The sequence below is a fragment of the Shewanella youngdeokensis genome (genome assembly GCF_033180165.1).
Lineage (GTDB): Bacteria > Pseudomonadota > Gammaproteobacteria > Enterobacterales > Shewanellaceae > Shewanella > Shewanella youngdeokensis.
On the sequence record NZ_CP136522.1, the window covers coordinates 1,450,821 to 1,475,339 of the forward strand.

The 24,519-nt window shown below is 43.7% G+C and carries 21 protein-coding genes, 17 tRNA genes and 1 pseudogene; 23 read left to right on the top strand and 16 right to left on the bottom strand.

Annotation, left to right across the window (positions count from 1 at the left end):
- Window positions 1-88 precede the first annotated feature (88 nt).
- The 7 genes and pseudogenes from RGE70_RS06055 (at window position 89) to RGE70_RS06085 (ending at window position 8,173) form a co-directional block, all read left to right on the top strand.
- Complete coding sequence (locus tag RGE70_RS06055; protein WP_375087935.1) at window positions 89-2,626, top strand: glycoside hydrolase family 3 protein; 2,538 nt, start codon at window positions 89-91, stop codon at window positions 2,624-2,626.
- Between the two features lie 158 nt (window positions 2,627-2,784).
- On the top strand, window positions 2,785-3,759 hold the full coding sequence (locus RGE70_RS06060; protein WP_310470633.1) for a glycoside hydrolase family 16 protein: 975 nt from the start codon (window positions 2,785-2,787) through the stop codon (window positions 3,757-3,759).
- Between the two features lie 208 nt (window positions 3,760-3,967).
- Window positions 3,968-4,732 (top strand): annotated as a pseudogene (gene cysQ / locus RGE70_RS06065) (3'(2'),5'-bisphosphate nucleotidase CysQ); the annotation flags it as partial.
- Window positions 4,733-4,840: 108 nt separating this feature from the next.
- Window positions 4,841-5,740, top strand: coding sequence for a fructokinase (gene mak / locus RGE70_RS06070; RefSeq protein ID WP_310470634.1), 900 nt, complete (start codon window positions 4,841-4,843; stop codon window positions 5,738-5,740).
- A 238-nt stretch (window positions 5,741-5,978) separates the two neighbouring features.
- Window positions 5,979-6,440 (top strand): YybH family protein, encoded by a 462-nt coding sequence (locus RGE70_RS06075; RefSeq protein WP_310470635.1) that lies wholly within the window; start codon window positions 5,979-5,981, stop codon window positions 6,438-6,440.
- Window positions 6,441-6,655: 215 nt separating this feature from the next.
- The gene (locus RGE70_RS06080; RefSeq protein ID WP_310470636.1) at window positions 6,656-7,405 is read left to right on the top strand and encodes a YdcF family protein; all 750 of its coding nucleotides are present in this window, start codon (window positions 6,656-6,658) and stop codon (window positions 7,403-7,405) included.
- A 90-nt stretch (window positions 7,406-7,495) separates the two neighbouring features.
- Window positions 7,496-8,173 carry a DUF2982 domain-containing protein gene (locus tag RGE70_RS06085; protein WP_310470637.1) on the top strand — a complete coding sequence of 226 codons (678 nt, stop codon included), beginning with the start codon at window positions 7,496-7,498 and terminating at the stop codon, window positions 8,171-8,173.
- Between the two features lie 16 nt (window positions 8,174-8,189).
- On the opposite strand, the gene RGE70_RS06090 is transcribed toward RGE70_RS06085, so the two are convergent.
- The 4 genes from RGE70_RS06090 to galU form a co-directional block, all read right to left on the bottom strand.
- Window positions 8,190-8,606 carry a bactofilin family protein gene (locus tag RGE70_RS06090; protein WP_310470638.1) on the bottom strand — a complete coding sequence of 139 codons (417 nt, stop codon included), beginning with the start codon at window positions 8,604-8,606 and terminating at the stop codon, window positions 8,190-8,192.
- A 145-nt stretch (window positions 8,607-8,751) separates the two neighbouring features.
- Window positions 8,752-9,255: a ferredoxin-type protein NapF gene (gene napF / locus RGE70_RS06095; RefSeq protein ID WP_310470639.1), complete on the bottom strand. Its 504-nt coding sequence runs from the start codon at window positions 9,253-9,255 to the stop codon at window positions 8,752-8,754.
- Window positions 9,256-9,314: 59 nt separating this feature from the next.
- Window positions 9,315-10,337, bottom strand: coding sequence for a UDP-glucose 4-epimerase GalE (gene galE, locus RGE70_RS06100; protein ID WP_310470640.1), 1,023 nt, complete (start codon window positions 10,335-10,337; stop codon window positions 9,315-9,317).
- Between the two features lie 37 nt (window positions 10,338-10,374).
- Complete coding sequence (gene galU / locus RGE70_RS06105) at window positions 10,375-11,280, bottom strand: UTP--glucose-1-phosphate uridylyltransferase GalU (RefSeq protein WP_310470641.1); 906 nt, start codon at window positions 11,278-11,280, stop codon at window positions 10,375-10,377.
- A gap of 434 nt (window positions 11,281-11,714) precedes the next feature.
- On the opposite strand from galU, the gene phhA reads away from it, so the two are divergent.
- The 5 genes from phhA to maiA all read left to right on the top strand — a co-directional run bounded on the left by phhA (window position 11,715) and on the right by maiA (window position 16,736).
- The gene (gene phhA / locus RGE70_RS06110) at window positions 11,715-12,506 is read left to right on the top strand and encodes a phenylalanine 4-monooxygenase (RefSeq protein WP_310470642.1); all 792 of its coding nucleotides are present in this window, start codon (window positions 11,715-11,717) and stop codon (window positions 12,504-12,506) included.
- Window positions 12,507-12,565: 59 nt separating this feature from the next.
- On the top strand, window positions 12,566-12,907 hold the full coding sequence (locus tag RGE70_RS06115; RefSeq protein ID WP_310470643.1) for a 4a-hydroxytetrahydrobiopterin dehydratase: 342 nt from the start codon (window positions 12,566-12,568) through the stop codon (window positions 12,905-12,907).
- Between the two features lie 330 nt (window positions 12,908-13,237).
- Window positions 13,238-14,782, top strand: a complete 1,545-nt coding sequence (gene tyrR, locus RGE70_RS06120) for a transcriptional regulator TyrR (RefSeq protein ID WP_310470644.1) — start codon at window positions 13,238-13,240, stop codon at window positions 14,780-14,782.
- Between the two features lie 253 nt (window positions 14,783-15,035).
- Complete coding sequence (locus tag RGE70_RS06125) at window positions 15,036-16,022, top strand: fumarylacetoacetate hydrolase family protein (protein WP_310470645.1); 987 nt, start codon at window positions 15,036-15,038, stop codon at window positions 16,020-16,022.
- Window positions 16,023-16,082: 60 nt separating this feature from the next.
- Window positions 16,083-16,736: a maleylacetoacetate isomerase gene (gene maiA, locus RGE70_RS06130; protein WP_310470646.1), complete on the top strand. Its 654-nt coding sequence runs from the start codon at window positions 16,083-16,085 to the stop codon at window positions 16,734-16,736.
- A gap of 43 nt (window positions 16,737-16,779) precedes the next feature.
- On the opposite strand, the gene RGE70_RS06135 is transcribed toward maiA, so the two are convergent.
- Complete coding sequence (locus tag RGE70_RS06135) at window positions 16,780-17,661, bottom strand: LysR family transcriptional regulator (RefSeq protein ID WP_310470647.1); 882 nt, start codon at window positions 17,659-17,661, stop codon at window positions 16,780-16,782.
- Between the two features lie 198 nt (window positions 17,662-17,859).
- On the opposite strand from RGE70_RS06135, the gene RGE70_RS06140 reads away from it, so the two are divergent.
- The 3 genes from RGE70_RS06140 (at window position 17,860) to RGE70_RS06150 (ending at window position 19,771) form a co-directional block, all read left to right on the top strand.
- Entirely contained in the window at window positions 17,860-19,086 is a 1,227-nt protein-coding gene (locus RGE70_RS06140) for an MFS transporter (RefSeq protein WP_310472935.1), read from the top strand.
- Window positions 19,087-19,300: 214 nt separating this feature from the next.
- The gene (locus tag RGE70_RS06145; protein WP_310472936.1) at window positions 19,301-19,414 is read left to right on the top strand and encodes a CDGSH iron-sulfur domain-containing protein; all 114 of its coding nucleotides are present in this window, start codon (window positions 19,301-19,303) and stop codon (window positions 19,412-19,414) included.
- 261 nt (window positions 19,415-19,675) lie between these two features.
- Window positions 19,676-19,771, top strand: a complete 96-nt coding sequence (locus RGE70_RS06150) for a glutamate synthase-related protein (protein WP_310470648.1) — start codon at window positions 19,676-19,678, stop codon at window positions 19,769-19,771.
- A 213-nt stretch (window positions 19,772-19,984) separates the two neighbouring features.
- Here RGE70_RS06150 and RGE70_RS06155 read toward each other — a convergent pair whose 3' ends face one another.
- From RGE70_RS06155 to RGE70_RS06205, 11 genes are all read right to left on the bottom strand, one after another.
- Window positions 19,985-20,212 (bottom strand): hypothetical protein, encoded by a 228-nt coding sequence (locus RGE70_RS06155; protein ID WP_310470649.1) that lies wholly within the window; start codon window positions 20,210-20,212, stop codon window positions 19,985-19,987.
- Between the two features lie 117 nt (window positions 20,213-20,329).
- A tRNA-Val gene (locus RGE70_RS06160) sits at window positions 20,330-20,405 on the bottom strand.
- A gap of 36 nt (window positions 20,406-20,441) precedes the next feature.
- A tRNA-Val gene (locus RGE70_RS06165) sits at window positions 20,442-20,517 on the bottom strand.
- 37 nt (window positions 20,518-20,554) lie between these two features.
- Window positions 20,555-20,630 (bottom strand) — tRNA-Val (locus RGE70_RS06170).
- Between the two features lie 36 nt (window positions 20,631-20,666).
- Window positions 20,667-20,742, bottom strand: a tRNA-Val gene (locus RGE70_RS06175).
- Between the two features lie 37 nt (window positions 20,743-20,779).
- Window positions 20,780-20,855 (bottom strand) — tRNA-Val (locus RGE70_RS06180).
- Between the two features lie 37 nt (window positions 20,856-20,892).
- Window positions 20,893-20,968: transfer RNA gene (locus RGE70_RS06185), tRNA-Val, on the bottom strand.
- Between the two features lie 36 nt (window positions 20,969-21,004).
- Window positions 21,005-21,080: transfer RNA gene (locus RGE70_RS06190), tRNA-Val, on the bottom strand.
- A 37-nt stretch (window positions 21,081-21,117) separates the two neighbouring features.
- A tRNA-Val gene (locus RGE70_RS06195) sits at window positions 21,118-21,193 on the bottom strand.
- Window positions 21,194-21,229: 36 nt separating this feature from the next.
- A tRNA-Val gene (locus RGE70_RS06200) sits at window positions 21,230-21,305 on the bottom strand.
- 37 nt (window positions 21,306-21,342) lie between these two features.
- A tRNA-Val gene (locus RGE70_RS06205) sits at window positions 21,343-21,418 on the bottom strand.
- A gap of 395 nt (window positions 21,419-21,813) precedes the next feature.
- Between RGE70_RS06205 and gltX the strand changes: the two genes are divergently transcribed.
- The 8 genes from gltX to RGE70_RS06245 all read left to right on the top strand — a co-directional run bounded on the left by gltX (window position 21,814) and on the right by RGE70_RS06245 (window position 24,448).
- The gene (gene gltX, locus RGE70_RS06210) at window positions 21,814-23,223 is read left to right on the top strand and encodes a glutamate--tRNA ligase (RefSeq protein ID WP_310470650.1); all 1,410 of its coding nucleotides are present in this window, start codon (window positions 21,814-21,816) and stop codon (window positions 23,221-23,223) included.
- A gap of 103 nt (window positions 23,224-23,326) precedes the next feature.
- A tRNA-Ala gene (locus tag RGE70_RS06215) sits at window positions 23,327-23,402 on the top strand.
- 80 nt (window positions 23,403-23,482) lie between these two features.
- Window positions 23,483-23,558: transfer RNA gene (locus tag RGE70_RS06220), tRNA-Glu, on the top strand.
- A 102-nt stretch (window positions 23,559-23,660) separates the two neighbouring features.
- Window positions 23,661-23,736 (top strand) — tRNA-Glu (locus tag RGE70_RS06225).
- A gap of 102 nt (window positions 23,737-23,838) precedes the next feature.
- A tRNA-Glu gene (locus RGE70_RS06230) sits at window positions 23,839-23,914 on the top strand.
- A 102-nt stretch (window positions 23,915-24,016) separates the two neighbouring features.
- Window positions 24,017-24,092, top strand: a tRNA-Glu gene (locus tag RGE70_RS06235).
- A gap of 102 nt (window positions 24,093-24,194) precedes the next feature.
- Window positions 24,195-24,270 (top strand) — tRNA-Glu (locus RGE70_RS06240).
- Window positions 24,271-24,372: 102 nt separating this feature from the next.
- Window positions 24,373-24,448, top strand: a tRNA-Glu gene (locus tag RGE70_RS06245).
- Window positions 24,449-24,519: the final 71 nt, after the last annotated feature.

Below are 24,519 nucleotides of genomic sequence, written 5' to 3' on the forward strand. Positions count from 1 at the left end.
TTTAATAATGATAATGAATATAGTACGTTTCGATTTATTGGCAGCATGCGCAAAAAACCTAATTTTTATCTTATGTAGCGGTGTATTGATGATGGCAGCAATTATCGTGATGACAGCTTGTTCTTCTAACGCCAACCTTCCAGTAGAGCCTCGTGATGCCGCCATCGTGTGGCCCAAATTACAACTTGCTGTAAAACCACAATCGGATATTGAAAAGTCTATCGCACAGATGGTGTCAACCATGACGATAGAGCAAAAAATTGCACAGATGATTCAACCTGAGATCCGTGACATTACCGTTGAGGATATGCGTACTTACGGCTTCGGTTCTTACCTTAATGGTGGTGGCTCTTTTCCTAATGGTGACAAACATGCCACTCCTGCAGATTGGATAGCCTTGGCTGAATCGATGTATCAAGCTTCGATAGATGATTCGATTGACGGCTCGACGATCCCGACAATGTGGGGCACTGATGCCGTTCATGGGCATAACAATGTTATTGGTGCGACGCTGTTTCCACACAATATCGGGTTAGGGGCGGCAAATAATCCTGCACTGATAGAGCAGATAGCCACCGTCACTGCAAGAGAGGTGATGGTGACAGGTATCGATTGGGTTTTTGCTCCAACTGTGGCGGTGGTAAGGGATGATCGCTGGGGGCGAACGTATGAAGGTTACTCGGAAGACCCACAAATCGTCAGTGATTATGCTGCTGCAATCGTTAAAGGGCTTCAAGGGGCGGCAGATAAAGATTTTCTAGGAGATGAACGGGTTATATCGACCGTTAAACACTTTTTGGGTGATGGTGGCACCGTTGGTGGTAAAGACCAAGGTGATAATGTGGCAACAGAGCAAGCCTTATTTGATATTCATGCCCAAGGTTATGTAAGTGGTTTATCTGTTGGTGCGCAAAGTGTGATGGCCTCATTTAATAGCTGGCATGGGAAAAAGAGCCACGGTCATCAGTATTTGTTAACTGATGTACTGAAGAACCAAATGGGCTTTGATGGTTTTGTAGTTGGTGATTGGAATGGTCATGGTCAAATTGAAGGTTGCAGTGTTGATAATTGCTCCGATGCTGCGATTGCTGGGTTAGATGTTTATATGGCACCAACGCCAGTATGGAAACCCTTGTTTAATAACCTTGTCGCACAAGCTAAAAGCGGCGCACTACCCATGGCGCGAATAGATGATGCCGTGACCCGGGTGCTGCGAGTTAAGATGCGTGCGGGTTTACTTGAAAAACCAAGCCCTGCACAACGGCCGTTATCAGGCAAAACTGAATTAATCGGCTCGAAAGCACATCGAGATGTTGCGAGGCAAGCGGTGAGAGAGTCGCTGGTAATGCTCAAAAATAATGGCAACTTACTGCCGTTATCACCTAAGCAGGTTGTGCTAGTGGCAGGTGATGGTGCCGATAATATTGGTAAGCAGTCGGGTGGGTGGACCATTACTTGGCAGGGCACGAATAACACCAATGATGATTTTCCCGGTGGAACCTCGATTTATGAAGGCATAAAAGCACAAGTATCAAAAGCGGGTGGCAAAACGATATTAAACCCTGAAGGGCGCTTTGCCATTCGACCTGATGTGGCGATAGTCGTATTTGGTGAAGACCCTTATGCCGAAGGCCATGGTGATGTCGATGACTTAGAGTATCAGCCAGGTAATAAGCGAGACTTAGCATTACTGAAAAAACTCAAAGCTCAAGGGGTGCCAGTGGTTGCGGTGTTTATCAGTGGCAGACCCATGTGGGTAAATGCTGAGCTTAATGCCAGCGATGCCTTTGTCGCAGCTTGGCTTCCGGGCAGTGAAGGCGCTGGGGTTGCTGAAGTATTGTTTAGTGAAGATAAGGCTAATCCAAAATTTGATATAAGTGGAAAACTGTCTTACTCCTGGCCAAGCCATCCGGACCAAACTGCAGTAAACCGGTTTGATGATGACTATAAACCACTGTTCTCTTATGGTTTTGGTCTTAGTTATGCTGATGAGGTTGAGCTTGGTATGTTACCAGAAGTAATTCAACCACACCTTGATGAATCAGAATCAGTCGCTATTTTTAAACGTGCAGTACAACCGCCATGGAGAATGTTTATCGGTAGCGACGACCAACGATTGGCTGTCAATGGAGCAATGCAGCAAAGCAGTACCGTATATGTGCGTACGATTGATAAAGAGCGACAAGAAGATGCATGGCGGGTGGCATTCAATGGCTCTGGGCGCGGGTACATTGATTTTAGTAGTCATTTAGCCAGTGACTTTAAAGCCTCCTTGGCGTCGGACTCGGTATTGTCTTTTGCGATAAAAATTGACCAGGCAGGCTCCAGCGATAATGCAACAGACAGCATTAACGAGCCGTTGATTGAAAAAACCTATATTGCCATGAAGTGCGATACTGATTGTGGTGAGCCATTAGATATCGCTCCAACACTCAACGCGCTACCTGCCCAGCAGTGGCAAGCGGTGAATATTGACCTTAAATGCTTTAGGTATTCAGGCGTCGACTTAGGCAAAGTGACAACGCCTTTTTCACTGGCCTCTGCCAGCCCGTTAATCCTTAATATTGCAGATATTGAGATCAGGCCGTTGCACAAAGATGAAACGGTAACGATAGAGTGTCAATGAATGGAGACTGGTATTGAAACTAAGCTTTTATGATTAAGTGGCTTAGCATACGGGCTCCCCATTACTGGCGACCTACTGCGTTTGTGCTAGTCAATACTCGATGCACACTCATGTGGGCAGTAAGCATCGGTTTGCTAATGGTAGTGAGTGCTTGCCAAATGAGTCCGCCTCCTAGTTTACGAGGATGGCAGCTCGTTTGGAGTGATGAGTTTAATGGCAATGCACTTGATTTAACCAAGTGGGGCCATGAGATTAATTGCTACGGTGGCGGTAATTCAGAAGCTCAATGCTATACCGAACGTCATGAAAACAGTTTTGTTGCTCAAGGGAAGCTGCATATCGTGGCTCAACAAGAGCAATATAGCGGACCTGCCCATAAAGATGACCATCTAGATTATCGAATTGACGATCGCTCAGTCACCAAAGCATTTACATCAGCGCGACTGCGTACTGTTGGCAAGGGTGAGTGGCGGTATGGTCGATTTGAAGTACGCGCTAAATTGCCTATGGGACAAGGAACTTGGGGCGCTGTTTGGATGTTACCTTCCGACTGGGTATACGGCGAGTGGTCTAGCTCCGGTGAAATCGATATTGTTGAAGCGGTTAATCTTGGGGCAAAGTTAGCTCCTAATGCTGCGGATAACAGTGAAGTGGAAACGCGAGTTCATGGCACTTTACATTATGGTCAAGAGTGGCCTAATAATGTCTACTCAGGGCATGCTTATCGCCTTCCTGACAATGCTAACCCTGCCGTTGATTTTCATGTATACGCGGTTGAGTGGGAGCAAGATGAGATCCGCTGGTATGTTGATGACGTGCATTATGCGACACAAACCTCACAAGGGTGGTATAGCGAGTTAGTGAAGGGGAGTGAGAGTCATATTGCTGCAATGGACGCCCCATTCAATCAACGGTTTCATTTATTGATAAACTTTGCTGTGGGTGGTGACTGGGCAGAAAAGGTCAATGAAAACGGTATTGATCTAACCGTTTTTCCGCAAGTTTTTGAAGTTGATTATGTGCGCGTTTATCAGTGTGTAAAATCAATTGAGACAGGCAAAGGCTGCGCAGATAGGCAAGTAGGGGCCACCATGGTTGAAGGTAAACGTCACCTCCTGTTAAGTCCTGATTAACATAATGATGTTTGTAATGTTGAGTTTTGCTGGCTTAGTTTTTTTTAGACCTAGAATGTTCAAATGGTTATTAAATTTTGGTTGGGGTCGATGGCATAATAAATTGTCGATAGTTACATAGCATAAGCGAGCGCACTTTGAGTCAAATTCAATCCCCAATAACAGCATCACAAAGTGATGAGCCTTTCCGCGGTTTAACCCTACTTGGCTAGAGTCAGTTGTTGATGTTGCTATGGCCGCCGGTGATGCGATTATGGCTATTTATGCCACTGATGATTTTACTGTGAACGTTAAAACCGATGACAGCCCAGTTACTGCTGCGGACTTAGCTAGCCACCACATTATAGTTGCGGCGCTTGAAAAGCTCACGCCGCATATACCAATTATGTCAGAAGAGTCGACGACCATTGCTTGGGATCAGCGAAAGCTATGGCAGTCCTACTGGCTAATTGATCCGCTTGATGGCACCAAAGAGTTTATCAATCGAAATGGCGAATTCACGGTTAATATTGCCTTTATTCACCATGGTCAGGCTATCGCAGGTGTTGTTTTTGCTCCAGTGCTCGATAAGTGTTATTTCGGTAGCCTTGAGCGGGGCGCTTGGTTGAAGCAAGCAGGCAAAAATCGCCCATTAAATACCATTGAATGGGATAAAAACACATTACCAAGAGTGGTCGGCAGTCGTTCCCACGTTAGTCCTGGTTTAGAAGCTTATTTAGCCGAGTTTGGAACACATCAAATGAAAAGTGTTGGTAGCTCACTTAAGTTTTGTTTGTTAGCTGAAGGTGAAGCGGAAATTTACCCACGGTTAGGTTTGACAAGCGAGTGGGATACAGCAGCAGCGCAAGCTGTACTTGAAAGCGCTGGAGGTAAAGTGTTGCAGTATGGTAGTGATATAGCACTTAACTACAATCAAAAATCTGATATTTTGAACCCATATTTTATTGCTTATGCACCGCATTGGCTTAAATAAGCTGTTATCACTTTAGGCTCAATTATAGTGGTCTTCACCATATTTACTCAATGATAGAGGCGTTATAATTAGCACATGAAGGCAGTCGACTTTAGGGAATAGGTGATCATGTTGCGAATAGGCATTGATCTTGGCGGAACAAAAGTAGAGTTAGTGGCATTAAGCGCTAATGGAGAAGAGCTATTTCGTAAACGGGTTCCAACGCCTAAAGAATATGCTGCAACTTTAGATACCATTAGTGCATTAGTGCAGGGGGCTGAGTCGGTTTTAGGTCAGCAGGCTACTGTAGGAGTGGGGATCCCCGGGGTTATTTCACCCTATTCGGGTTTGGTAAAAAATGCGAATTCGACTTGGTTAAATGGTCAACCACTTGATGTTGATTTAAGTCAACGTCTAAGCCGAGAGGTGAGGGTTGCCAATGATGCGAATTGTTTTGCGGTATCGGAAGCAGTTGATGGCGCCGCAAGTGGTAAAGATATGGTGTTTGGCGTGATTTTAGGCACCGGTTGCGGCGCGGGACTTGCGATTAACGGTAAGGTTCATCGAGGTGGAAACAGCATTGCGGGTGAGTGGGGGCATAACCCCCTACCTTGGATGCATGACAATGAGTTTAACTCAACAGATTGTTTTTGCGGAAAACATGATTGTATTGAGACATTTTTATCGGGAACCGGGTTTGTACGCGACTATAAAGCTGCTGGTGGTGAGTGTAACAGCGGCATTGAGCTTGCGACCAAGCTCGATAATGGCGAGCTGCTCGCACAAGCGGCTTTTGAACGTTATATCAACAGACTAGGGCGTTCACTGGCTCATGTGATTAATGTTTTAGATCCTGATGTAATTGTGCTTGGCGGGGGAGTGTCAAATATTGACGCCATTTATCCCTTATTACCAAACATATTAACTCAGTATGTACTCGGTGGTGAATGTCGTACTCCAGTCATTAAAAACCGACACGGTAGCTCGTCTGGCGTGCGAGGTGCTGCTTGGCTTTGGGGAGGTCATTAACGCTGAGCGATGACTATCACTAGATGCTGAGCAAACGCTTATGTTAATACAGTACCGCACGCATTGGCTGCCACGGCAAATGCCGTGGTGCGTATTACAGTCATTTTACTTATTCAGCCCTTCTTGGTTTCAATGTTTATGTTCGATATTTACCATTTTTACGCCTACCTTTACCTGCAGCATTAACAGGCTGGTTATTATAGTTAATTCAATCAAATAGCCACTTTAAGAGCTCACCATGAAGAAAATATTTTTTGCTAGTTTAGCTGCGGTATTGATGCAACTGGCTGTCGTACCAGCTGCAAACGCGGATACCAATGACGATTTGAATAATTTGTTAGTGCAATATGCTGATTCGGTAAACCGCCTTGATTTAGAAATGGCTAAAAGTATTTGGAGCCAAACGGAATCAATTTCTTTTATTCACCCCAGAGGTCACCAGTTTGGTTGGGCGGAGATAAAAAAAGCTTTTTACCTTGGCGCCATGGGTTATTTTACTGAGCGTGACTTGCGTTTACGTGATATCAATATCAACCAATTGTCAGAAGATACCGCCTGGGCAGACTTTTATTGGGACTTTGATGCCACAACTAAAACAGGCGAAGTGGTGCACCATACCGGACGCGAATCTCAAGTGTGGAAGAAAGAAGATAGCGGCTGGAAAATCGTGCACGTGCATTACTCTCGTCCACCAAAATAAAGGCTATTGCCAATGCTGCGACGGTACCTAACTTAGCGCCGTCGCTCAGCGATTAGTATGCCCTATTTAAAATGCTGCTCTTTACGATTAGAGCTTAACCATTGACGCTTTTTCTGATGTTTGCTGCTAGCAGGCAATTAATACTTCAATTTACCCATCAAACTATTAACTGTTACAATGCTGTTTATTCACCTTAGCTAGCCTGTACCTATTCTATGTTTTTGTTAAAAAAGATAATTTCTCAGCTGCTGATGCCAGTGCCGTTGGTGATCATTTTGATTGCGCTCGGTTACCTCGTTATTCGACATCGAAAGTTGGCTCGAGCAAGTTTAGCAATTGCGGTTGGGATGCTCATAGTTTTGTGTAGTGGTTTTGGTAGCAATATGTTGCTTGCGCCACTTGAAAATAAGTACCCGGTGAATCACGACCCAATCGAGCAACCTTGCTTTGTCATGGTACTTGGAAGCGGACATAATGAGGCTAAAAATCAAACCGCAGTACAGCAATTATCTCCTACCGCTTTAGCTCGCCTGAGTGAGGGACTTCGACAGCTATCTTTAGGGCACGCGTGTCAGCTGGTGGTAAGTGGATGGAGCGGAGGCATAAACAAAAGGGCCCATGCGGATGTGATGTTTGACGCAGCGGTTGAGCTTGGAGTCAATCCTAGCACCATCATCAAGTTACCGTTGGCGAAAGACACAATCGAAGAAGCGCAATATATGCAACTTGAAATGATGGATGCACCAATTAGACTGGTGACATCGGCAAGTCATATGCCTAGGTCAATGATGATATTTAAGCAAATAGGGTTAAACGTAAGCGCTGCACCGAGTGACTTTGCGCAGCGGCAAGTCAGTTGGTGGTATTTTGATGCGCAAAGTTTGTTATCGTCACAACGCGCAATTCATGAATATATAGGTTTGGCTTGGTTTAAGTTAAAACATGCCGTTAAGCTTTACGTCTAGTCTATTACTATTTTAAGTGTATTAGGGCGGATCTGAGTCGCAATTCGATGGTAATGCACGACGAATCAATAATATAGGGTGGAGACTATTTTGGAAGCTTTAACCTTGGAACCTATCTTGATCAAACCGATCAATAAACGCAATGCCCTAACGTTAACCTTCGCTGGCCCAACTGGTATTATCACAGGGTTGGCATTGTTTTTAAACAGTAGTCATCTATTTGGGCTCGGTATTGTTTTTTTTGCTTTAGGCGTGGTGTCAGCCGTACTTGGTGGCGCGAAATTACTGGAACCTGAAGTGACAGTGATTGTGAGTTCAGCCGGGATCCGGCATATTCATCGTCGTGGCGAGGTGATGGTTGAATGGCAAAATATTGAACGTATTGCACAACCGCAAGTAACAGAAGGGCGGGATTTACTTGTATTGCCTTATGTCGGGATAAAGCTAAAGCAAATCGGGCCAGTTTTAGACGGTATTTCTTTGCGCTTAGCAACGGGGTTACTAACGGAGCAAAGGCCATTACTGATGACGGCATCGGCACAAGATGAAGACTTGTCGGCTTTAGAGCATCAAATGAGCGAAGAGTTTAGCCCCTTTATTGAAGATAATAACCGTTATAAAGGTGTATTAGCCATGTTTGGCCACCGTTGCCGTATATTGGGGAGTCATTTAGGGTTTCATCTGTATATTGCGACTGACGCTCTTGATAGGCCAGCCGCTGAGTTCATTCGGTTATTGCGCGAATACCAAAATAGCTCAAAGCTATAAGTTTGAACTAAGCTGTTTAACTCGCGGACAATTCGGCTTCTTCAATTCGGTTAGACTTGGTACTAGATTGCTTTTCTTTGGCCGTTGCAGGCAAGAAAGCAACATCGTCACGAACGCGCATACCGATAAACTGGCCGCCCTCAAAAATTTCCATTGACTGACAGCTTACCTCACCATCAACCACGCCCGTGCTCGTAATGTTGAGTTTGTTGCAGGTTAACTTGCCTCTAAAGGTGCCTGCAACTCGGAGCTCTTGGCAATTTAACACGCCATCAATTAAACCATCTTGTTCAATTGTCATGTTATGTGTTGATTGCACATCACCATAAAGCTCACCAGAAACTAAAGCTTCAGCACTAAAGTTACTCTCACCTGTCAGCTTGGTTCCTTGGGCTATAAAGGTCAGCCCGCCACTTCTTTTTCTTTTAAACATAAATGCTTCACAGTCAGTCAAGGTAACTTGATACTACCTGAATTTTAACAATAAAAAAGCATTTCTAGTGGCAATTATTCGATAAATTAGCCTTGAGTTCACAGTCTTGGGCAGGAGTGATATTTGAGCTAATGCTATTGAGCCATTACTCGCAGGAGGGGGGATTGACAGGCTTAGTCATCACGATAATAGCATTAGACGGACAGGGCGCAACGCAGGCTCCGCAACCAGTACAAGCCGTAATATCAACATGAGGCTGTGGCGCCTTACCTATTGCCATCGTAAAGCTGATTGCAGTTGCATCACAGGCGTCTTTACAGCTTTGACACCATATGCCGCTATAAGCCATACAAGAGTTTTGGATTGACGCCGTGACTTGCCATGGGCTAACACTAGTTTCGGTAAATAAAGGCTCGGGGCAAGCATTGACGCACTTTTGACAAAAAGTACACTCGTCAATACTAAAGTTTACTTCTGGGAAACCGCCATCACCTTTGATGATGATGCCGGTTTCGCAAGCTTGAATACACTTATTACAGCGGGTACATTCATCGGTGAATTCAATTTCTCTTTTGACCCAAGGTAGATGAACAGTATCATTTTTTTTACGACTAAAAAGTCGACGTCGACTCTGATTAATACTGCTCATAACTACAACTCATAATTAGGACTCTTAATGGTTACTATGACTAGAAGTGGGTCTCGCACTTATTCGCTAGTGGGATTATAACCACTAGGGTTAGTGGATTGCCAATGCCAGCTACTTTGGGCCATATCGTCAATACTGTGGGTCGCTTGCCAATTTAGCTCGGTTTGTGCTTTTTGGGGATCAGCATAATAAATACCAATATCGCCAGCACGCCTAGCTGATACTTGGTATTTAATTTTATTGCCACAGGCTTTCTCAAATGCCGTTACCATATCAAGTACGCTAAAGCCTTGTCCGGTACCGAGGTTGTAAGTGACTAAACCTGGTTGAGTGCGCAGTTTATCTAATGCTCTTAAATGACCGATAGCTAAGTCAACGACATGGATATAGTCACGCACACCGGTACCATCGGGGGTGTCATAGTCATCACCAAATACGCTGAGCTGTTCGCGCTTACCGACTGCGACTTGAGAAATAAATGGCATAAGGTTGTTGGGGATGTCATTTGGGTCTTCACCAATTAAACCGCTTTGGTGAGCACCAACAGGGTTAAAGTATCGTAAACGGGCAATATTCCAGCTCGCATCGGAAATGCAGAGGTCTGACAGTATGTGCTCTACCATCAACTTAGATTGTCCATAAGGGCTCATTGGTGCAGTAGGGAAATCTTCAGTGATCGGCAGTGTGTCAGGTTCGCCATATACGGTAGCAGAAGAACTAAAGACTAAATTTTTGACATTAAATTCAGCCATCACTTGGCATAAAGTAATGGTGCCAGTGACGTTGTTTTCATAATAGCGCAGTGGGTGTTCAACAGATTCTCCCACAGCTTTTAGTCCCGCGAAATGAATAACTGATTCGATGTTATTTTCACTGAACAGCTTTTGCACGAAAGGCTTATTAAGGATATCACCTTGATAAAACCTTACCTGTTTTCCAGTTATTTTTTCTACACGCTTTAAGGCTGTTACACTAGAATTGCTGAGGTTGTCCAGAATTACCACATCATTGCCGCTGTTTAATAGCTCAACTACCGTGTGAGTACCGATGTAACCCGCGCCGCCAGTTACTAAAATAGTCATGTGAATATCCTTATTTGTATTTTTTGATAAATAAATACTAAAGAGTTGCCGCTAATTGCTTTATGTATTGAGCAAACTCAGAGCCAATTTCCTTATGGCGTAATGCGTGTTCTACATTGGCTTGCATAAAGCCAAGTTTGTTACCACAGTCATGACTTTTACCCTGCATATAATAGGCGTTAACGGTTTGTTTTTCCATCAACATGGCAATGGCATCAGTCAGCTGAATTTCATCACCAGCTCCAGCAGGTGTTTTTGCAAGATAAGACCAAATTTCAGCAGGCAGTATGTAACGACCTACAACGCCAAGGTTAGATGGTGCTTCGTCAACTCTCGGCTTTTCAACTAACTGAGACAGTGGTAGCGATTCACCTGGTGCGAGAGCTTGGCCACCAATATCCGCAATACCATATTGGTCGACTTGGTCGTGGGGCACGCCTTCAACCATTATCTGGCCAATTTCGGATTCATCGTATAAGGCAACCATTTCAGCTAAATTATCAGCAGCTAAGTTGCAGCTAGCTTCATCTACAATTACATCTGGCAGTAATACGGCGAAAGGGGCTTCTCCGACAATCGCCTTCGCGCAAAGAATGGCATGGCCTAAACCTTTGGCTTGAGCTTGGCGCACTGTAATTATTGTTACATCAGGTGGGCAAATGGATTGCACTTCAGCAAGAAGTTGTCTTTTTACCCGGCGTTCAAGCTGCGCTTCTAGCTCGAAACTGGTGTCGAAATGATTTTCAATCGAGTTTTTACTGGCATGGCTGATCAAAATTATCTCTTTGATGCCTGCTGCGATAGCTTCTTTTACAACATATTGGATAAGGGGTTTATCCATAACTGGCAGCATCTCTTTGGGTATTGCTTTTGTTGCCGGCAACATTCGAGTGCCTAAGCCTGCTACTGGGATCACAGCTTTTAAAATTTTATGTTGTTTCATCAGTTCCAAATTTTCCTATCAATGGATACATATTGTTATCAAACCATTCTATCCCGAATTGATATGTCATGTGTTGTGATTTTTACAAAGATGATTGAGTATCAACATTTTTTAGGCTTCACGAGCATATCTTTGGTTACATTTAAAGCTGTGAAAGTTCAAATGGTATTCAATTAAAGTTTAGTTATCGAACCTCAGCATCACCAGCTAAAAACATTAGCCGTTAATATTCAGCGTGCAAACTAACAGTGTAAAGTATTTAGTACGTTAAATGTGCATTTATGATAGTCGGTTATAGTGAAAGATTGATTTGCTGTAAGGCGTACGTGACATAAAACAGGGTTAGCTCATGCATGTAAAAGCGTGAACCAGTTCACAAGATTTGTTGTTTAGTTAATGATGAACAGAGTTTTGTAATAAGTGAGTTTATCAAGATGAGTAAAGAGACCCAATACCAAGCACGCTTGCCAGATGCGAATGGATTTATTTCATACTCCAGAGATGAACATGCGATTTGGGCAGAGCTTTATTCAAGGCAACTTGTAAACTTACCGGGTAGAGCATCAGATGCATACTTAGAAGGGATAAAGCGCCTAGGGATGCCAAGTAATAGGATCCCTCAGCTCGCTGAAATTGACGCGGTTTTGACAGAAACTACCGGTTGGAAAACGGCTGCGGTACCGGCATTGATATCTTTCGCCAATTTTTTTGAATTATTAGCCAATAAATCATTTCCTGTCGCGACTTTTATTCGCTGTCGTGAAGATCTAGATTATTTACAAGAACCCGATATTTTTCATGAGGTATTTGGTCATTGTCCTTTATTGACCAATCCATCATTTGCGCGGTTTTCACATCTTTACGGTCAATTAGGATTATCCGCGACGAAGGAAGATCGCGTCTTTCTCGCTCGTTTATATTGGTTTACGGTCGAATTTGGCGTGGTGAGCAGCGCTGAGCATGATTTAAAAATTTATGGCGGCGGAATTTTAAGTTCACCGGCAGAAACACTTTATGTCACCAGTGGCAAGCCAGAAATACGCACCTTTGACCTCGTAGATATTATGCGTACGCCGTATCGGATCGATATCATGCAGCCGATCTATTACGCCATAAATGATATTGCAGCGCTTGATAATATTGGCGAGGTAGACATTATGGCAGCTATTAAAAGCGCGAAACAGCTCGGGTTATTTACAGCTACTTACCCAGCTAAAAGCCTCTAGAAAAGTGCTTTAATATATTGTTCTTGTATGGCATTAAGCCACAACGAAAAGGAAAGAGTATGACTGAGTTATCTGAGATGAAATGCGAAGCGTGTCAAATTGATGCTCCCACGGTTAGCGATACCGAGCTTGTTGAGCTTGCCAAAATGGTTCCTGATTGGACTGTAGCGGTGCGTGAAGACATTAAGCAGCTTGAGCGAGTGTACAAGTTTAAGAACTTTAAATTGGCCATGGCGTTCACCAATAAGCTTGCTGAACTGGCTGAGGCTGAGTTTCATCACCCAGGTATATTGACTGAGTGGGGCAAGGTTACTGTGACGTGGTGGTCTCATTCAATTAAAGGTCTACATAAGAATGATTTCATCATGGCGGCCAAAACAGATATGTTACTAGAAGACTAAGTTACTTGGGGGGAGTTTTTCTGTTTGGCATTATGTTGTCGGTTTTACATGTAGACTGTAAACAAGACTTGCCACATGCAAGATAACCTTTTAACGTATAGCAAAATTGCAATAGCTAATCTTCAGCTAAACGGATTGGTTTAGCGCAAAGTCTTAGGCTGGCTATAGCTTGATTTAAATTGTATTGCTATGCCATTCCAGCGTTGATTTTACCCAGCTCAGCTGTGGGCAGACTTTTTGTTAAAGGTGAAATCAAATTGAAGTGATAAATCGGTAATACAGTTGGTTTTATTCCAATAATAATGATTTAAAAAAGGGAATTACACCAGTATGCGTATAGAAGTTAGCTGCTTGGACCGTGTCGGTCTAGCCAAAGATATACTACTAATAATGGATGATTACGGAATTAATTTGTTTGCTATCGACGCTAGCAACAAAGGGTTCCTGTACCTGCAGTTTGCTGAGGTTAGCTTTGATATGCTCAGTGAATTGCTTCCGCTTATCCGTAAGGTTGAAGGAGTGCATGATGTTCGTACTGTATCTTTCATGCCTTCTGAGCAGGAGCATTACGCACTAAAAACGTTACTTAAAACGTTACCAGACTCCGTGTTCTCACTTGATATTAAAGGCCGTATTCGTATTGTAAACGAGTCTGCGTTACATATTATCGGGATGGCAGAGCATGAGATCCTAGATGAACCCATAGGTCATTGGGTACAAGGCTTTAACTTTAGCCGTTGGCTCAGTGAAACCACCGTGCTTGCACAAGCGACTCGAGTCAATATTGGCGAGAACGAATACCTAGCTGAAATGCTACCTATCTATCTTCCCGATGGTAATGAGAACCCTATTCTTGCTGGCGCGGTAGTGTCGTTAAAGTCACCGGCTCGCTTAGGCCAACAATTTAACGCGCTACAAAATCAAACTACTGGCTTTGAAAACGTTTTAGCAGCTAGCGATAAGATGAAAGAAGTGCTCAATCAAGCGCGCAGAATGGCACAGTTGGACGCTCCACTGCTAATCACTGGAGAAACCGGAACGGGCAAAGAGTTGATGTCTCGTGCATGTCACGATGCGAGTATGCGCCGTGAGCAACCCTTTATCGCCATTAATTGTGCTGCAATGCCTGATAGCGCCGCCGAAGAAGAGCTGTTTGGCTTCATGAATAATGGCACTGTGGTTAAACGTGGTTTCTTTGAAGAAGCTAAAGGCGGTACCGTATTTTTAGATGAAATCGCGGAGATGTCTAAAGCGGCGCAAGTGAAGTTATTACGCTTTTTACAGGATGGAACATTTAGGCGTGTTGGCGGTGATGAAGAGATCCGCAGTGATGTACGTATTATCTGTTCGACGCAAAAAAACCTTGCCGAGCTTTGCCAAAGCGGTGAGTTCAGAGAAGATCTTTATTACCGAATTCATGTCCTAAGTTTTCATGTACCCTCGTTACGCGAGCGAAAAGTGGATGTTATCCCGCTTACTGAAATGTTTTTAGAGCATTATAGTCAGCAATTATCTGTCCCAATTCGTCGTATTTCAGGTGAGTGCCGTGAGTATTTGCTAAGTTATGCTTGGCCGGGAAATATACGCCAGCTTAAAAATGCCATTTTTAGAGCGGTATCAATGTGGGATGGCAGTGCCGAGCTTACAGTTGAACAGTTAAAATTACCGTCATATGCAGAAGGTTTTGGTTATTTTGACCATGAATTTGAAGGCAGTCTTGAACAAGCAATGAAACAATTCGAATCAAGCTTGATAAGACGATTGTATCCTGCCTACCCAAGTACCCGCCAATTAGCTAAAAAACTCGGTGTGTCGCATACGGCTATCGCTAATAAATTACGCGAATACGGTATTAGTAAACACAAACCCAATTAAGATTGGCTTGTAGCGGGTGTTATAACACAAGATGAGCACCTCACTTAAACCCTAATTACAGCCTATTTTACATAGGCTGTAATTGTATGTTTACAGATGAAGCAACTCCATTTGTAAATGTGATTTACTTCACGCTATTCCACTCTCTCCAATCTTAATGTATTCCTATATGTAAGTTAATTTTGGCGCCAGCCACACTCTTTCAGGTGCATGCCGAAGCTGAAAGAGTTTGGTATTTTGATTCGGAGTGAGTATGAAGATAGCCAGTTATGATAATGGACGCCGTGATGGCCAGTTAATGTTAGTGAGTCGTGATCTGACCAAGGCGGTTGCAGTGCCTGCTATTGCTCATACTATGCAGCAGTTGCTCGATGCTTGGGGTTTACTTAACCCGCAGCTAGTTGAGCTGTATGACGCACTGAACCAAGGCTTAATGGATAACGCTATTGAGTTTGATGAGGCAAAATGCTTATCACCTCTACCGAGAGCGTACCAATGGGCTGATGGCAGTGCCTATGTAAACCATGTGGAGCTGGTACGTAAAGCACGTGGTGCAGAGATGCCGGCAACTTTTTGGACCGACCCTTTGGTTTATCAGGGCGGATCAGATTGTTTTATTGCGCCTAAAGCCGATATTCCCTTAGCTAGTGAAGCATGGGGGATCGATTTTGAGTCTGAGATTGCCATTATTACTGATGATGTTCCAATGGGGGTTTCCCCTGAAAATGCCACTCAACATATTAAGTTGTTGATGCTGGTAAACGACGTGTCATTGAGAAATCTCATTCCAGGTGAGCTTGGCAAAGGTTTTGGGTTTTTCCAAGCTAAGCCATCAAGTAGTTTTTCGCCTGTAGCTGTTACGCCTGATGAGCTCAATAATAAATGGCAAGACAGTAAAGTGCACTTACCCTTGATAACCCATTTAAATGACGTGTTATTCGGGCGCCCGAATGCAGGCGTTGATATGACATTTAACTTCAGTCAGTTAGTGTCTCATGTGGCCAAAACTCGTCCACTAGGCGCTGGGGCAATTATTGGCTCAGGAACCATATCTAATTATGACCGTAGCGCAGGTTCAAGCTGCCTTGCTGAAACTCGGATGCTTGAAACCATTGCTGACGGTAAACCATCAACCCCGTTTATGGGGTTTGGCGACCGTGTTCGTATTGAAATGCTCGATGATAATGACCAATCAATTTTCGGTGCGATTGACCAGCAGGTTGTAGAATACAGAGTTTAATGGGTAACTATTATTCATGGTAGTTGTTCTTTTTGTACTGGGGTAAGGAGCATTTTAACAATGAAACTGTACGGCTATTGGCGCTCAAGCGCTGCATATCGAGTGCGTATAGCGCTCAATTATAAAGGCTTATCGGCAGAACAGTATTCAGTTAATTTAGTAAATAATGGTGGCGAACAACATCAACAGCAGTACTCAGCACTGAACGCTCAAGAGCTAGTACCAACACTGGTCACCACGGATGAAGATGGGCAAGTGTTCGTGTTAACTCAGTCGCTTGCTATCATCGAGTTCTTAGAAGAGACCTACCCACATAATCCGTTGCTGCCTACGCGTGCTAGTGATAAAGCCATTGTCAGAGCGATGGCATTAACCATTGCGTGTGAAATGCACCCTTTGAATAATTTAAAAGTATTGCAGTATTTAGTGACAGATCTAGAGCTTGGCGATAGCGCTAAAACAATGTGGTACCACCATTGGATAAACCAAGGTTTTAGCGCTTTAGAACAGCTCTTAGAGCGGCATAGCGGTAAGTTCTGTTTTGGCGATAGCATTTCATTAGCAGACTTATTCTTGGTACCTCAGGTATATAATGCTGAGCGGTTTAAAGTCGACATGACTTTATTTCCAAATATTAAACGGGTTAACGCGCAATGCTTAACCGAGCCCGCTTTTATTGATGCGATGCCGTCGAACCAACTCGACGCTACATAACCGTTAAGGTGCAACGGCTTCTTTATCTTTGCCAAGTGAATGCTTATCGGTTTTGCATTAAAAAGTCGACAAATGCCCGATCCGCTTTACTCATTGGCCGTTGCTTTTTCCAAGCAATATGTAGGTCTAAAAACACTGGTGGTTCAAATGGCTTAGCTAAAATATTGTCATGTTCCTCGATCACCATTTCGAGCACGCTGGTTATGCCATACTCCTGTGCGACAACTTGTTTAATTAAGTTTATTAGGTTGGTTTCAAAGGCTATATTGGCTGTAAGGCCTAATTTTTTTGCTTGGTTAAGCATCCATTCTCGATGAAAGTAGCCTTGTTTAAACAAGACTAAATCGTGCTGAAAAAAAAGCTCTAGGGGGATTGATGGTTCAGCGGATAACGGGTGATGCTTCCCAACTGCAACGACCATTTGTTCTTGTAATAATAGATGGCTTTCAAAATGCTCATTTAGATCATTAGCCGTAATAATGGCAATGTCGACGTCTTCGCGCTGTAGCATTTTTAGTGTGTCACGGGTGCCGCCTTCATATAGGGATAATTTTAATTCAGGATGTTCATGCCTAAATGCCATTAAACGACTGGGTAAGTAGAACGACCCCAACATACCTGGTACCGCTATGCGCACTTCGCCTTTAGTTAAATTTGCCATCGATTTAATATGAGCTTCGGCTTGCGCCATATTTTTGATGATAAGGGCTGCATGCTGATGCAATGCTTTTCCTTCTGCCGTTAATGAGAGCGCCTTACTGCGCTTAAGGGCACCGCGGTCGACTAAAGTAACCCCTAGCGAGTCCTCTAGTCTTTTTATGCTTTGGCTTAGCGCTGGCTGCGCTATGTTGAGTTGGTGGGCGGCTTTAGTGAAGCTACCTGAGCTAATTAACGCATCTAGGTGTTTTAACTGTTTGATATCCATAATGAGCCCACTGCAAGATTAACTAAAAAATGGTTTTTATCTGATAGCGTTATTAACTCATGGTTTTTAACTAAAGCAGACGTGAGTAATGCTATAACAAAAATCAATAGATAGGGTACTTTTTAGTTATTATCGTTATGGCTAGTGTGTTGCTATGATCTTTACACTAAGGCTAGGTCGTTAAAGAGTTAAGTTATGATGAGCAATGCAATTGAACAGGTAAACCCAAGGCGAGAGCTTCAGCTTATTGGTGGTTTATCGATTGCGTCCGTTGTCATCTTTATCAACCTTTACCTAGTTCAGGGCATGTTGCCACTGATAGCTGAAACATTCGTGGTATCAAAAACACATGCCACGTTATTGTTATCTGTCACCAGTTTTACAATGGCATTTTCTTTACTTCTTTTCGCAGTGTTGTCTGATCGTATTGGCCGTAAACGTCCTATTTTGATCAGTCTTTATCTATTAGTTATTGTCGATATTATCGCTTTGTTTATTGCTGACTTTAGTCAGCTTGTGGCTTTAAGAATGGTACAAGGTATTTTACTTGCGTCGGTGCCAGCAATGGCGATGGCCTACTTTAAAGACGAGCTTAGCGGAAATGTACTACTAAAAGCGGGGGCAATTTACATTGCAGCCAATAGTGTTGGCGGTATTGCTGGCCGGCTACTTGGTGGGATGATGGCGCAATACCTACACTGGCATGAAGCCATGGCATTATTAGCGACTATATCTCTTGTGGGAACAATGCTTACGGCACTACTGTTACCAGACAGTCAGTTTGTTCGACCGCAAGTCACGCAGGGGATAGCATCATTAAAGTCCGATTTAATGGGTTTTTACTATCACCTAGCGAACCCTAAATTAAGGTTAATATATTTAGTCGGCGCGATGGCATTTATGGTGATGGTTAACCAGTTTAGTTACATCCAACTGCATTTGATGGCGGCGCCGTTTTTACAAGGGAATTTTGAAGTGACCTTAATTTTCCTTTGTTACTTTAGCGGTACTTATGCTTCTTATCGAAGTGCTAAGTGGGTCAGTGAGCAGGGCACAAAGAAAGTGTTTAGTGTTGCTGTTTTAGCATTAATGCTCGGTACGTTAATGACGCTAATTGGCAGCGTTATTGGCATTTATATCGGGTTCATAATTTCATCATTCGGTTTCTTTTTAATCCATAGTAGCTGTAATTCATGGGTGGCATTTCTTGCAAAGCAACACCGAGCCAAAGCAACCGCACTGTATTTGTGTATTTATTACTTAGGGGCGGCGGTGGGTGGCCCATATTTATTGCCGTTTTGGCAACATTGGGGTTGGCATGGTGTGGTTTTAGGCTCAATGATATGTTTAGGTGTGCTGGCGGTATTGGTGAGTCGATTAATATCACCGGCAAGCACTCATAGCCCGATATCATTTACTAGCTAACTCGTCGTTAATGATCCGCTACTGACAGAAGGGGGCTGTGCTTTGTTGCTTTGTCATGGCTATAAAGTAATGGTGTTGCGGTTGACATCCTCTCTCGACTAAATCAGATTGCTAATCGTAACTCTTGCAGTTAGGGAATATGCTTCCTCTATCAATTCCTGAGAGAGTTAATCTGCGATGGTTCCCACATCGGAACTAATTTCAATCCGAAAGCATTTACGCTGAAGAAAATGAAGAAGCGTACCTTTGCCAATGTAAGTACTCCAAAGTATTGCCTTTCTGTGATGGTACACATAAACCATTTACTGATATCGGGAAAAAAATGTAAATGTCCGCCAAGTTACCTCTGACGAGATCCCCATAGCTTCCCCTACACAAGAAGAGCCCACTGTTGGGTTCATTCATCAATTAACGAGGGGTCTATCAAAGATGGATCATCATGGTCCTATGGCATCTATGGGGTACCTAGACACCAACTACCAAGGAGGGCAAGGAGCAAAAACTGGGACAGGTGGCCATTGTAGTGCTGATTATATTATCTTAGATGGTAGAGGAGGGGGCAGACGGTATTGCAATTTTAAATAGTGCCATGCAATCAATTGGGTACGTAGCAGCAAGAATGTGTAATACGAATAATTGCTCGGCTGGTGTTGTAACTCAAAAGGCTGATTTACGGCAACGCTAAAATAATGTTTTAGCCAAAAGTTTCCGAATTAACACTCATTTATGCGAAGTGGCGTCGGTGGGGAGTTTACCGCAGGGTTGCCGTATTTATGAACTGAAATGGCCACATAAGAGCATCGTTGTACTATCATTTTATACAGTAACGCTGATAAAAACCGATGTGTGCTCTGGGATTAACAGTAGACGACAAATTCCAGTAACTGGATAGTAAGTCTTACTTTGTGGGGGTAATCTGATCCATTATCGAGTCGCTTGGGAGCAATTCAAGGTGGCCTTGATCATCAAAATACCAACCGGTAATAAAGCCTTTTTGTCGCATCCGCACCAGATTCAGCATCACTTCTTTTGCCTCTATGACCGCAGTTTGCTGATCGTATTGATAGGTTAATTTTAAATAGGCGGCAATACTAGATAAAGAAGCCGATTGACTAACGTCAGCCATAAGATTCATCCACGAATGAAAGATAGTCAAAGCATAGTAGAAAATAATGAGTTAAGTGGGTAAATATACGTGCTAGTGTTTTAAACGTTCGGAAATGAACTAGAAATAACAAAGAAATGGTGGTCGATACTGGGCTCGAACCAGTGACCCCCTCCTTGTAAGGGAGGTGCTCTCCCAGCTGAGCTAATCGACCTGGGATTTATAATGTTTTAATTCTTTATAAAAAGAATGGTGGTCGATACTGGGCTCGAACCAGTGATCCCCTCCTTGTAAGGGAGGTGCTCTCCCAGCTGAGCTAATCGACCTGGGATTTTATAATGTTTTAATTCTTTATAAAAAGAATGGTGGTCGATACTGGGCTCGAACCAGTGACCCCCTCCTTGTAAGGGAGGTGCTCTCCCAGCTGAGCTAATCGACCTGGGATTTATAATGTTTTAATTCTTTATAAAAAGAATGGTGGTCGATACTGGGCTCGAACCAGTGACCCCCTCCTTGTAAGGGAGGTGCTCTCCCAGCTGAGCTAATCGACCTGGGATTTTATAATGTTTTAATTCTTTATAAAAAGAATGGTGGTCGATACTGGGCTCGAACCAGTGACCCCCTCCTTGTAAGGGAGGTGCTCTCCCAGCTGAGCTAATCGACCTGGGATTTTATAATGTTTTAATTCTTTATAAAAAGAATGGTGGTCGATACTGGGCTCGAACCAGTGACCCCCTCCTTGTAAGGGAGGTGCTCTCCCAGCTGAGCTAATCGACCTGGGATTTATAATGTTTTAATTCTTTATAAAAAGAATGGTGGTCGATACTGGGCTCGAACCAGTGACCCCCTCCTTGTAAGGGAGGTGCTCTCCCAGCTGAGCTAATCGACCTGGGATTTTATAATGTTTTAATTCTTTATAAAAAGAATGGTGGTCGATACTGGGCTCGAACCAGTGACCCCCTCCTTGTAAGGGAGGTGCTCTCCCAGCTGAGCTAATCGACCTGGGATTTATAATGTTTTAATTCTTTATAAAAAGAATGGTGGTCGATACTGGGCTCGAACCAGTGACCCCCTCCTTGTAAGGGAGGTGCTCTCCCAGCTGAGCTAATCGACCTGGGATTTTATAATGTTTTAATTCTTTATAAAAAGAATGGTGGTCGATACTGGGCTCGAACCAGTGACCCCCTCCTTGTAAGGGAGGTGCTCTCCCAGCTGAGCTAATCGACCTCGCTGTGTGGGGCCGTATTATAGGGAGAAGCGATCCACTGTCAACGCTTTTTTAGATAAAAAGGCGTGTACGCTTTATTTTCATGCGGATTGACGCATAGTTAATCATTTTATAGGTTTGAGTTGGTCTAACCCGGACCGTTGCAGTTTAATTAAACTCAGCCATTGAGTAAACCAAATGACAATACAGGCTAAAATTAACTTTCCGCTTAAGATTAGAGAGCTCAGTTTTTGGGTTACAGCGATAAGAATCACTTAAAAGCCCCATAATCGCCATAAAATTTGGCATATAGTAGCAGAGCTATTTTACCTGACGGCTTTGGCTGGTAGAATGTGCGCCACATTCTTAGGTACAGTCTATTATTTAGACTTTCGATATAGGTCAGTGTCCCATTATGACAATTAAGACGCGTTTTGCACCAAGCCCTACCGGTTTTTTGCACGTTGGTGGTGCTCGAACAGCACTTTATTCATGGTTATATGCACGTGCAAACCAAGGCGAGTTTGTATTACGAGTAGAAGATACGGATATTGAACGTTCTACACCAGAAGCTTGCGCTGCAATTCTAGAAGGTATGGAGTGGTTAGGTTTAACATGGGATGAAGGTCCTTTCTATCAAACGAAGCGTTTTGATCGTTACAACGAAATCATTGCTCAAATGCTAGAGCAGGGCAGTGCATATAAGTGTTACTGCAGCCGTGAGCGTATTGAGCAGATGCGTGAAGAGCAAGCTGAGAAAGGTGAGCAACAAAAGTATGATGGTTGCTGCCGCGATAAAGCACCACGCGATACTGATGAACCTTTTGTTATCCGTTTTAAAAACCCAACGGAAGGTAGTGTTGTTTTTGACGACCACGTACGTGGACGAATCGAAATATCAAACAGCATGCTAGATGACTTGATCATTGCACGTACAGAAGGTACGCCGACATATAACTTCTGTGTTGTTGTTGATGATTGGGATATGGGGATCACTTGTGTTGTACGTGGTGAAGACCACATAAATAACACCCCACGCCAAATTAACATCTTAAAGGCATTAGGTGCTCCTATCCCTGAATATGCTCATGTAGCGATGATTTTAGGTGATGATGGTGCCAAACTATCAAAACGTCATGGCGCCGTTGGTGTTATGCAGTATCGTGATGATGGTTATTTGCCAGAAGCACTGCTTAACTATCTTGTTCGCCTGGGTTGGTCACACGGAGACCAAGAAGTATTCTCGATAGATGAGATGAAGCAGTTATTTAAACTTGATGATATCAATAAGGCGGCATCAGCCTTTAATACAGAAAAGTTGATTTGGTTGAATCAGCACTATATTAAAGAGATGGACCCTGAATATGTTGCTTCTCATTTAGAGTGGCATATGAATGATCAAAATATTGATATGAGTAATGGTCCAAAACTGTCAGAAGTTGTGTCTGCACTTTCTGAGCGTGCTAAGACGCTAAAAGAGCTTGCCTCATCGAGTCGTTATTTCTATGAAGACTTTGCTGACTTCGATGAAACAGCGGCTAAGAAGCATCTTCGAGGCGTAGCAATGGAACCTCTTAAGCTAATCCAGTCAAAAATCTCTGAACTAGAAGAGTGGACTGTAGAAGCGATTCATCAAGCAATCGAAGATACTGCTAGTGAATTAGAAGTAGGGATGGGTAAAGTGGGTATGCCTTTACGTGTAGCCGTTACCGGCGCTGGCATGTCTCCTGCTGTAGATTTAACCTTATTCTTGATTGGAAAGGCTCGTTGTGAACAAAGAATCCTCAAAGCGATTGAATTTGTAGCAAATAGAATAAATTCCTAAAAAACGAGTTGACACTTTTGGGTGCGCTGCATAGAATGCGCCTCGCAGTTGAGACACTGGTAGCAAATGCTTAAGGTGCACTCGAAAGTGATTTAGTTAGTGAGGGGCCTTAGCTCAGCTGGGAGAGCGCAACACTGGCAGTGTTGAGGTCAGCGGTTCGATCCCGCTAGGCTCCACCATCTAACTAATGATTAGCGTTAAACCTTAGCCTACAGGGTTTAATGAGTATTCACTCTTTGCAGAGTCTAATGCAGTCCGGGTCCCCTTCGTCTAGAGGCCTAGGACACCGCCCTTTCACGGCGGTAACAGGGGTTCGAATCCCCTAGGGGATACCACTATTTAAAAATAACGAGATCTCGGTCTGGTTATCAAGCGTTAAACCTTAGCCTACAGGGTTTAATGAGTATTCACTCTTTGCAGAGTCTAATGCAGTCCGGGTCCCCTTCGTCTAGAGGCCTAGGACACCGCCCTTTCACGGCGGTAACAGGGGTTCGAATCCCCTAGGGGATACCACTATTTAAAAATAACGAGATTTTGGTCTGGTTATTAAGCGTTAAACCTTAGCCTACAGGGTTTAATGAGTATTCACTCTTTGCAGAGTCTAATGCAGTCCGGGTCCCCTTCGTCTAGAGGCCTAGGACACCGCCCTTTCACGGCGGTAACAGGGGTTCGAATCCCCTAGGGGATACCACTATTTAAAAATAACGAGATTTCGGTCTGGTTATCAAGCGTTAAACCTTAGCCTACAGGGTTTAATGAGTATTCACTCTTTGCAGAGTCTAATGCAGTCCGGGTCCCCTTCGTCTAGAGGCCTAGGACACCGCCCTTTCACGGCGGTAACAGGGGTTCGAATCCCCTAGGGGATACCACTATTTAAAAATAACGAGATTTCGGTCTGGTTATCAAGCGTTAAACCTTAGCCTACAGGGTTTAATGAGTATTCACTCTTTGCAGAGTCTAATGCAGTCCGGGTCCCCTTCGTCTAGAGGCCTAGGACACCGCCCTTTCACGGCGGTAACAGGGGTTCGAATCCCCTAGGGGATACCACTATTTAAAAATAACGAGATTTCGGTCTGGTTATCAAGCGTTAAACCTTAGCCTACAGGGTTTAATGAGTATTCACTCTTTGCAGAGTCTAATGCAGTCCGGGTCCCCTTCGTCTAGAGGCCTAGGACACCGCCCTTTCACGGCGGTAACAGGGGTTCGAATCCCCTAGGGGATACCACTATTTAAAAATAACGAGATCTCGGTCTGGTTATTAAGCGTTAAACCTTAGCCTACAGGGTTTAATGAGTA

What these genes read in the sequence shown, in the direction of transcription:
- RGE70_RS06055 (WP_375087935.1), top strand. Translation starts at nt 89, where the DNA reads ATGATGGCAGCAATTATCGTGATGACAGCTTGTTCTTCTAACGCCAAC.
- RGE70_RS06060 (WP_310470633.1), top strand. Translation starts at nt 2,785, where the DNA reads ATGAGTCCGCCTCCTAGTTTACGAGGATGGCAGCTCGTTTGGAGTGAT.
- mak (WP_310470634.1), top strand. Translation starts at nt 4,841, where the DNA reads ATGTTGCGAATAGGCATTGATCTTGGCGGAACAAAAGTAGAGTTAGTG.
- RGE70_RS06075 (WP_310470635.1), top strand. Translation starts at nt 5,979, where the DNA reads ATGAAGAAAATATTTTTTGCTAGTTTAGCTGCGGTATTGATGCAACTG.
- RGE70_RS06080 (WP_310470636.1), top strand. Translation starts at nt 6,656, where the DNA reads ATGTTTTTGTTAAAAAAGATAATTTCTCAGCTGCTGATGCCAGTGCCG.
- RGE70_RS06090 (WP_310470638.1), bottom strand. Translation starts at nt 8,606, where the DNA reads ATGTTTAAAAGAAAAAGAAGTGGCGGGCTGACCTTTATAGCCCAAGGA.
- napF (WP_310470639.1), bottom strand. Translation starts at nt 9,255, where the DNA reads ATGAGCAGTATTAATCAGAGTCGACGTCGACTTTTTAGTCGTAAAAAA.
- galE (WP_310470640.1), bottom strand. Translation starts at nt 10,337, where the DNA reads ATGACTATTTTAGTAACTGGCGGCGCGGGTTACATCGGTACTCACACG.
- galU (WP_310470641.1), bottom strand. Translation starts at nt 11,280, where the DNA reads ATGAAACAACATAAAATTTTAAAAGCTGTGATCCCAGTAGCAGGCTTA.
- phhA (WP_310470642.1), top strand. Translation starts at nt 11,715, where the DNA reads ATGAGTAAAGAGACCCAATACCAAGCACGCTTGCCAGATGCGAATGGA.
- RGE70_RS06115 (WP_310470643.1), top strand. Translation starts at nt 12,566, where the DNA reads ATGACTGAGTTATCTGAGATGAAATGCGAAGCGTGTCAAATTGATGCT.
- tyrR (WP_310470644.1), top strand. Translation starts at nt 13,238, where the DNA reads ATGCGTATAGAAGTTAGCTGCTTGGACCGTGTCGGTCTAGCCAAAGAT.
- RGE70_RS06125 (WP_310470645.1), top strand. Translation starts at nt 15,036, where the DNA reads ATGAAGATAGCCAGTTATGATAATGGACGCCGTGATGGCCAGTTAATG.
- maiA (WP_310470646.1), top strand. Translation starts at nt 16,083, where the DNA reads ATGAAACTGTACGGCTATTGGCGCTCAAGCGCTGCATATCGAGTGCGT.
- RGE70_RS06135 (WP_310470647.1), bottom strand. Translation starts at nt 17,661, where the DNA reads ATGGATATCAAACAGTTAAAACACCTAGATGCGTTAATTAGCTCAGGT.
- RGE70_RS06140 (WP_310472935.1), top strand. Translation starts at nt 17,860, where the DNA reads ATGAGCAATGCAATTGAACAGGTAAACCCAAGGCGAGAGCTTCAGCTT.
- RGE70_RS06150 (WP_310470648.1), top strand. Translation starts at nt 19,676, where the DNA reads ATGCAATCAATTGGGTACGTAGCAGCAAGAATGTGTAATACGAATAAT.
- RGE70_RS06155 (WP_310470649.1), bottom strand. Translation starts at nt 20,212, where the DNA reads ATGGCTGACGTTAGTCAATCGGCTTCTTTATCTAGTATTGCCGCCTAT.
- gltX (WP_310470650.1), top strand. Translation starts at nt 21,814, where the DNA reads ATGACAATTAAGACGCGTTTTGCACCAAGCCCTACCGGTTTTTTGCAC.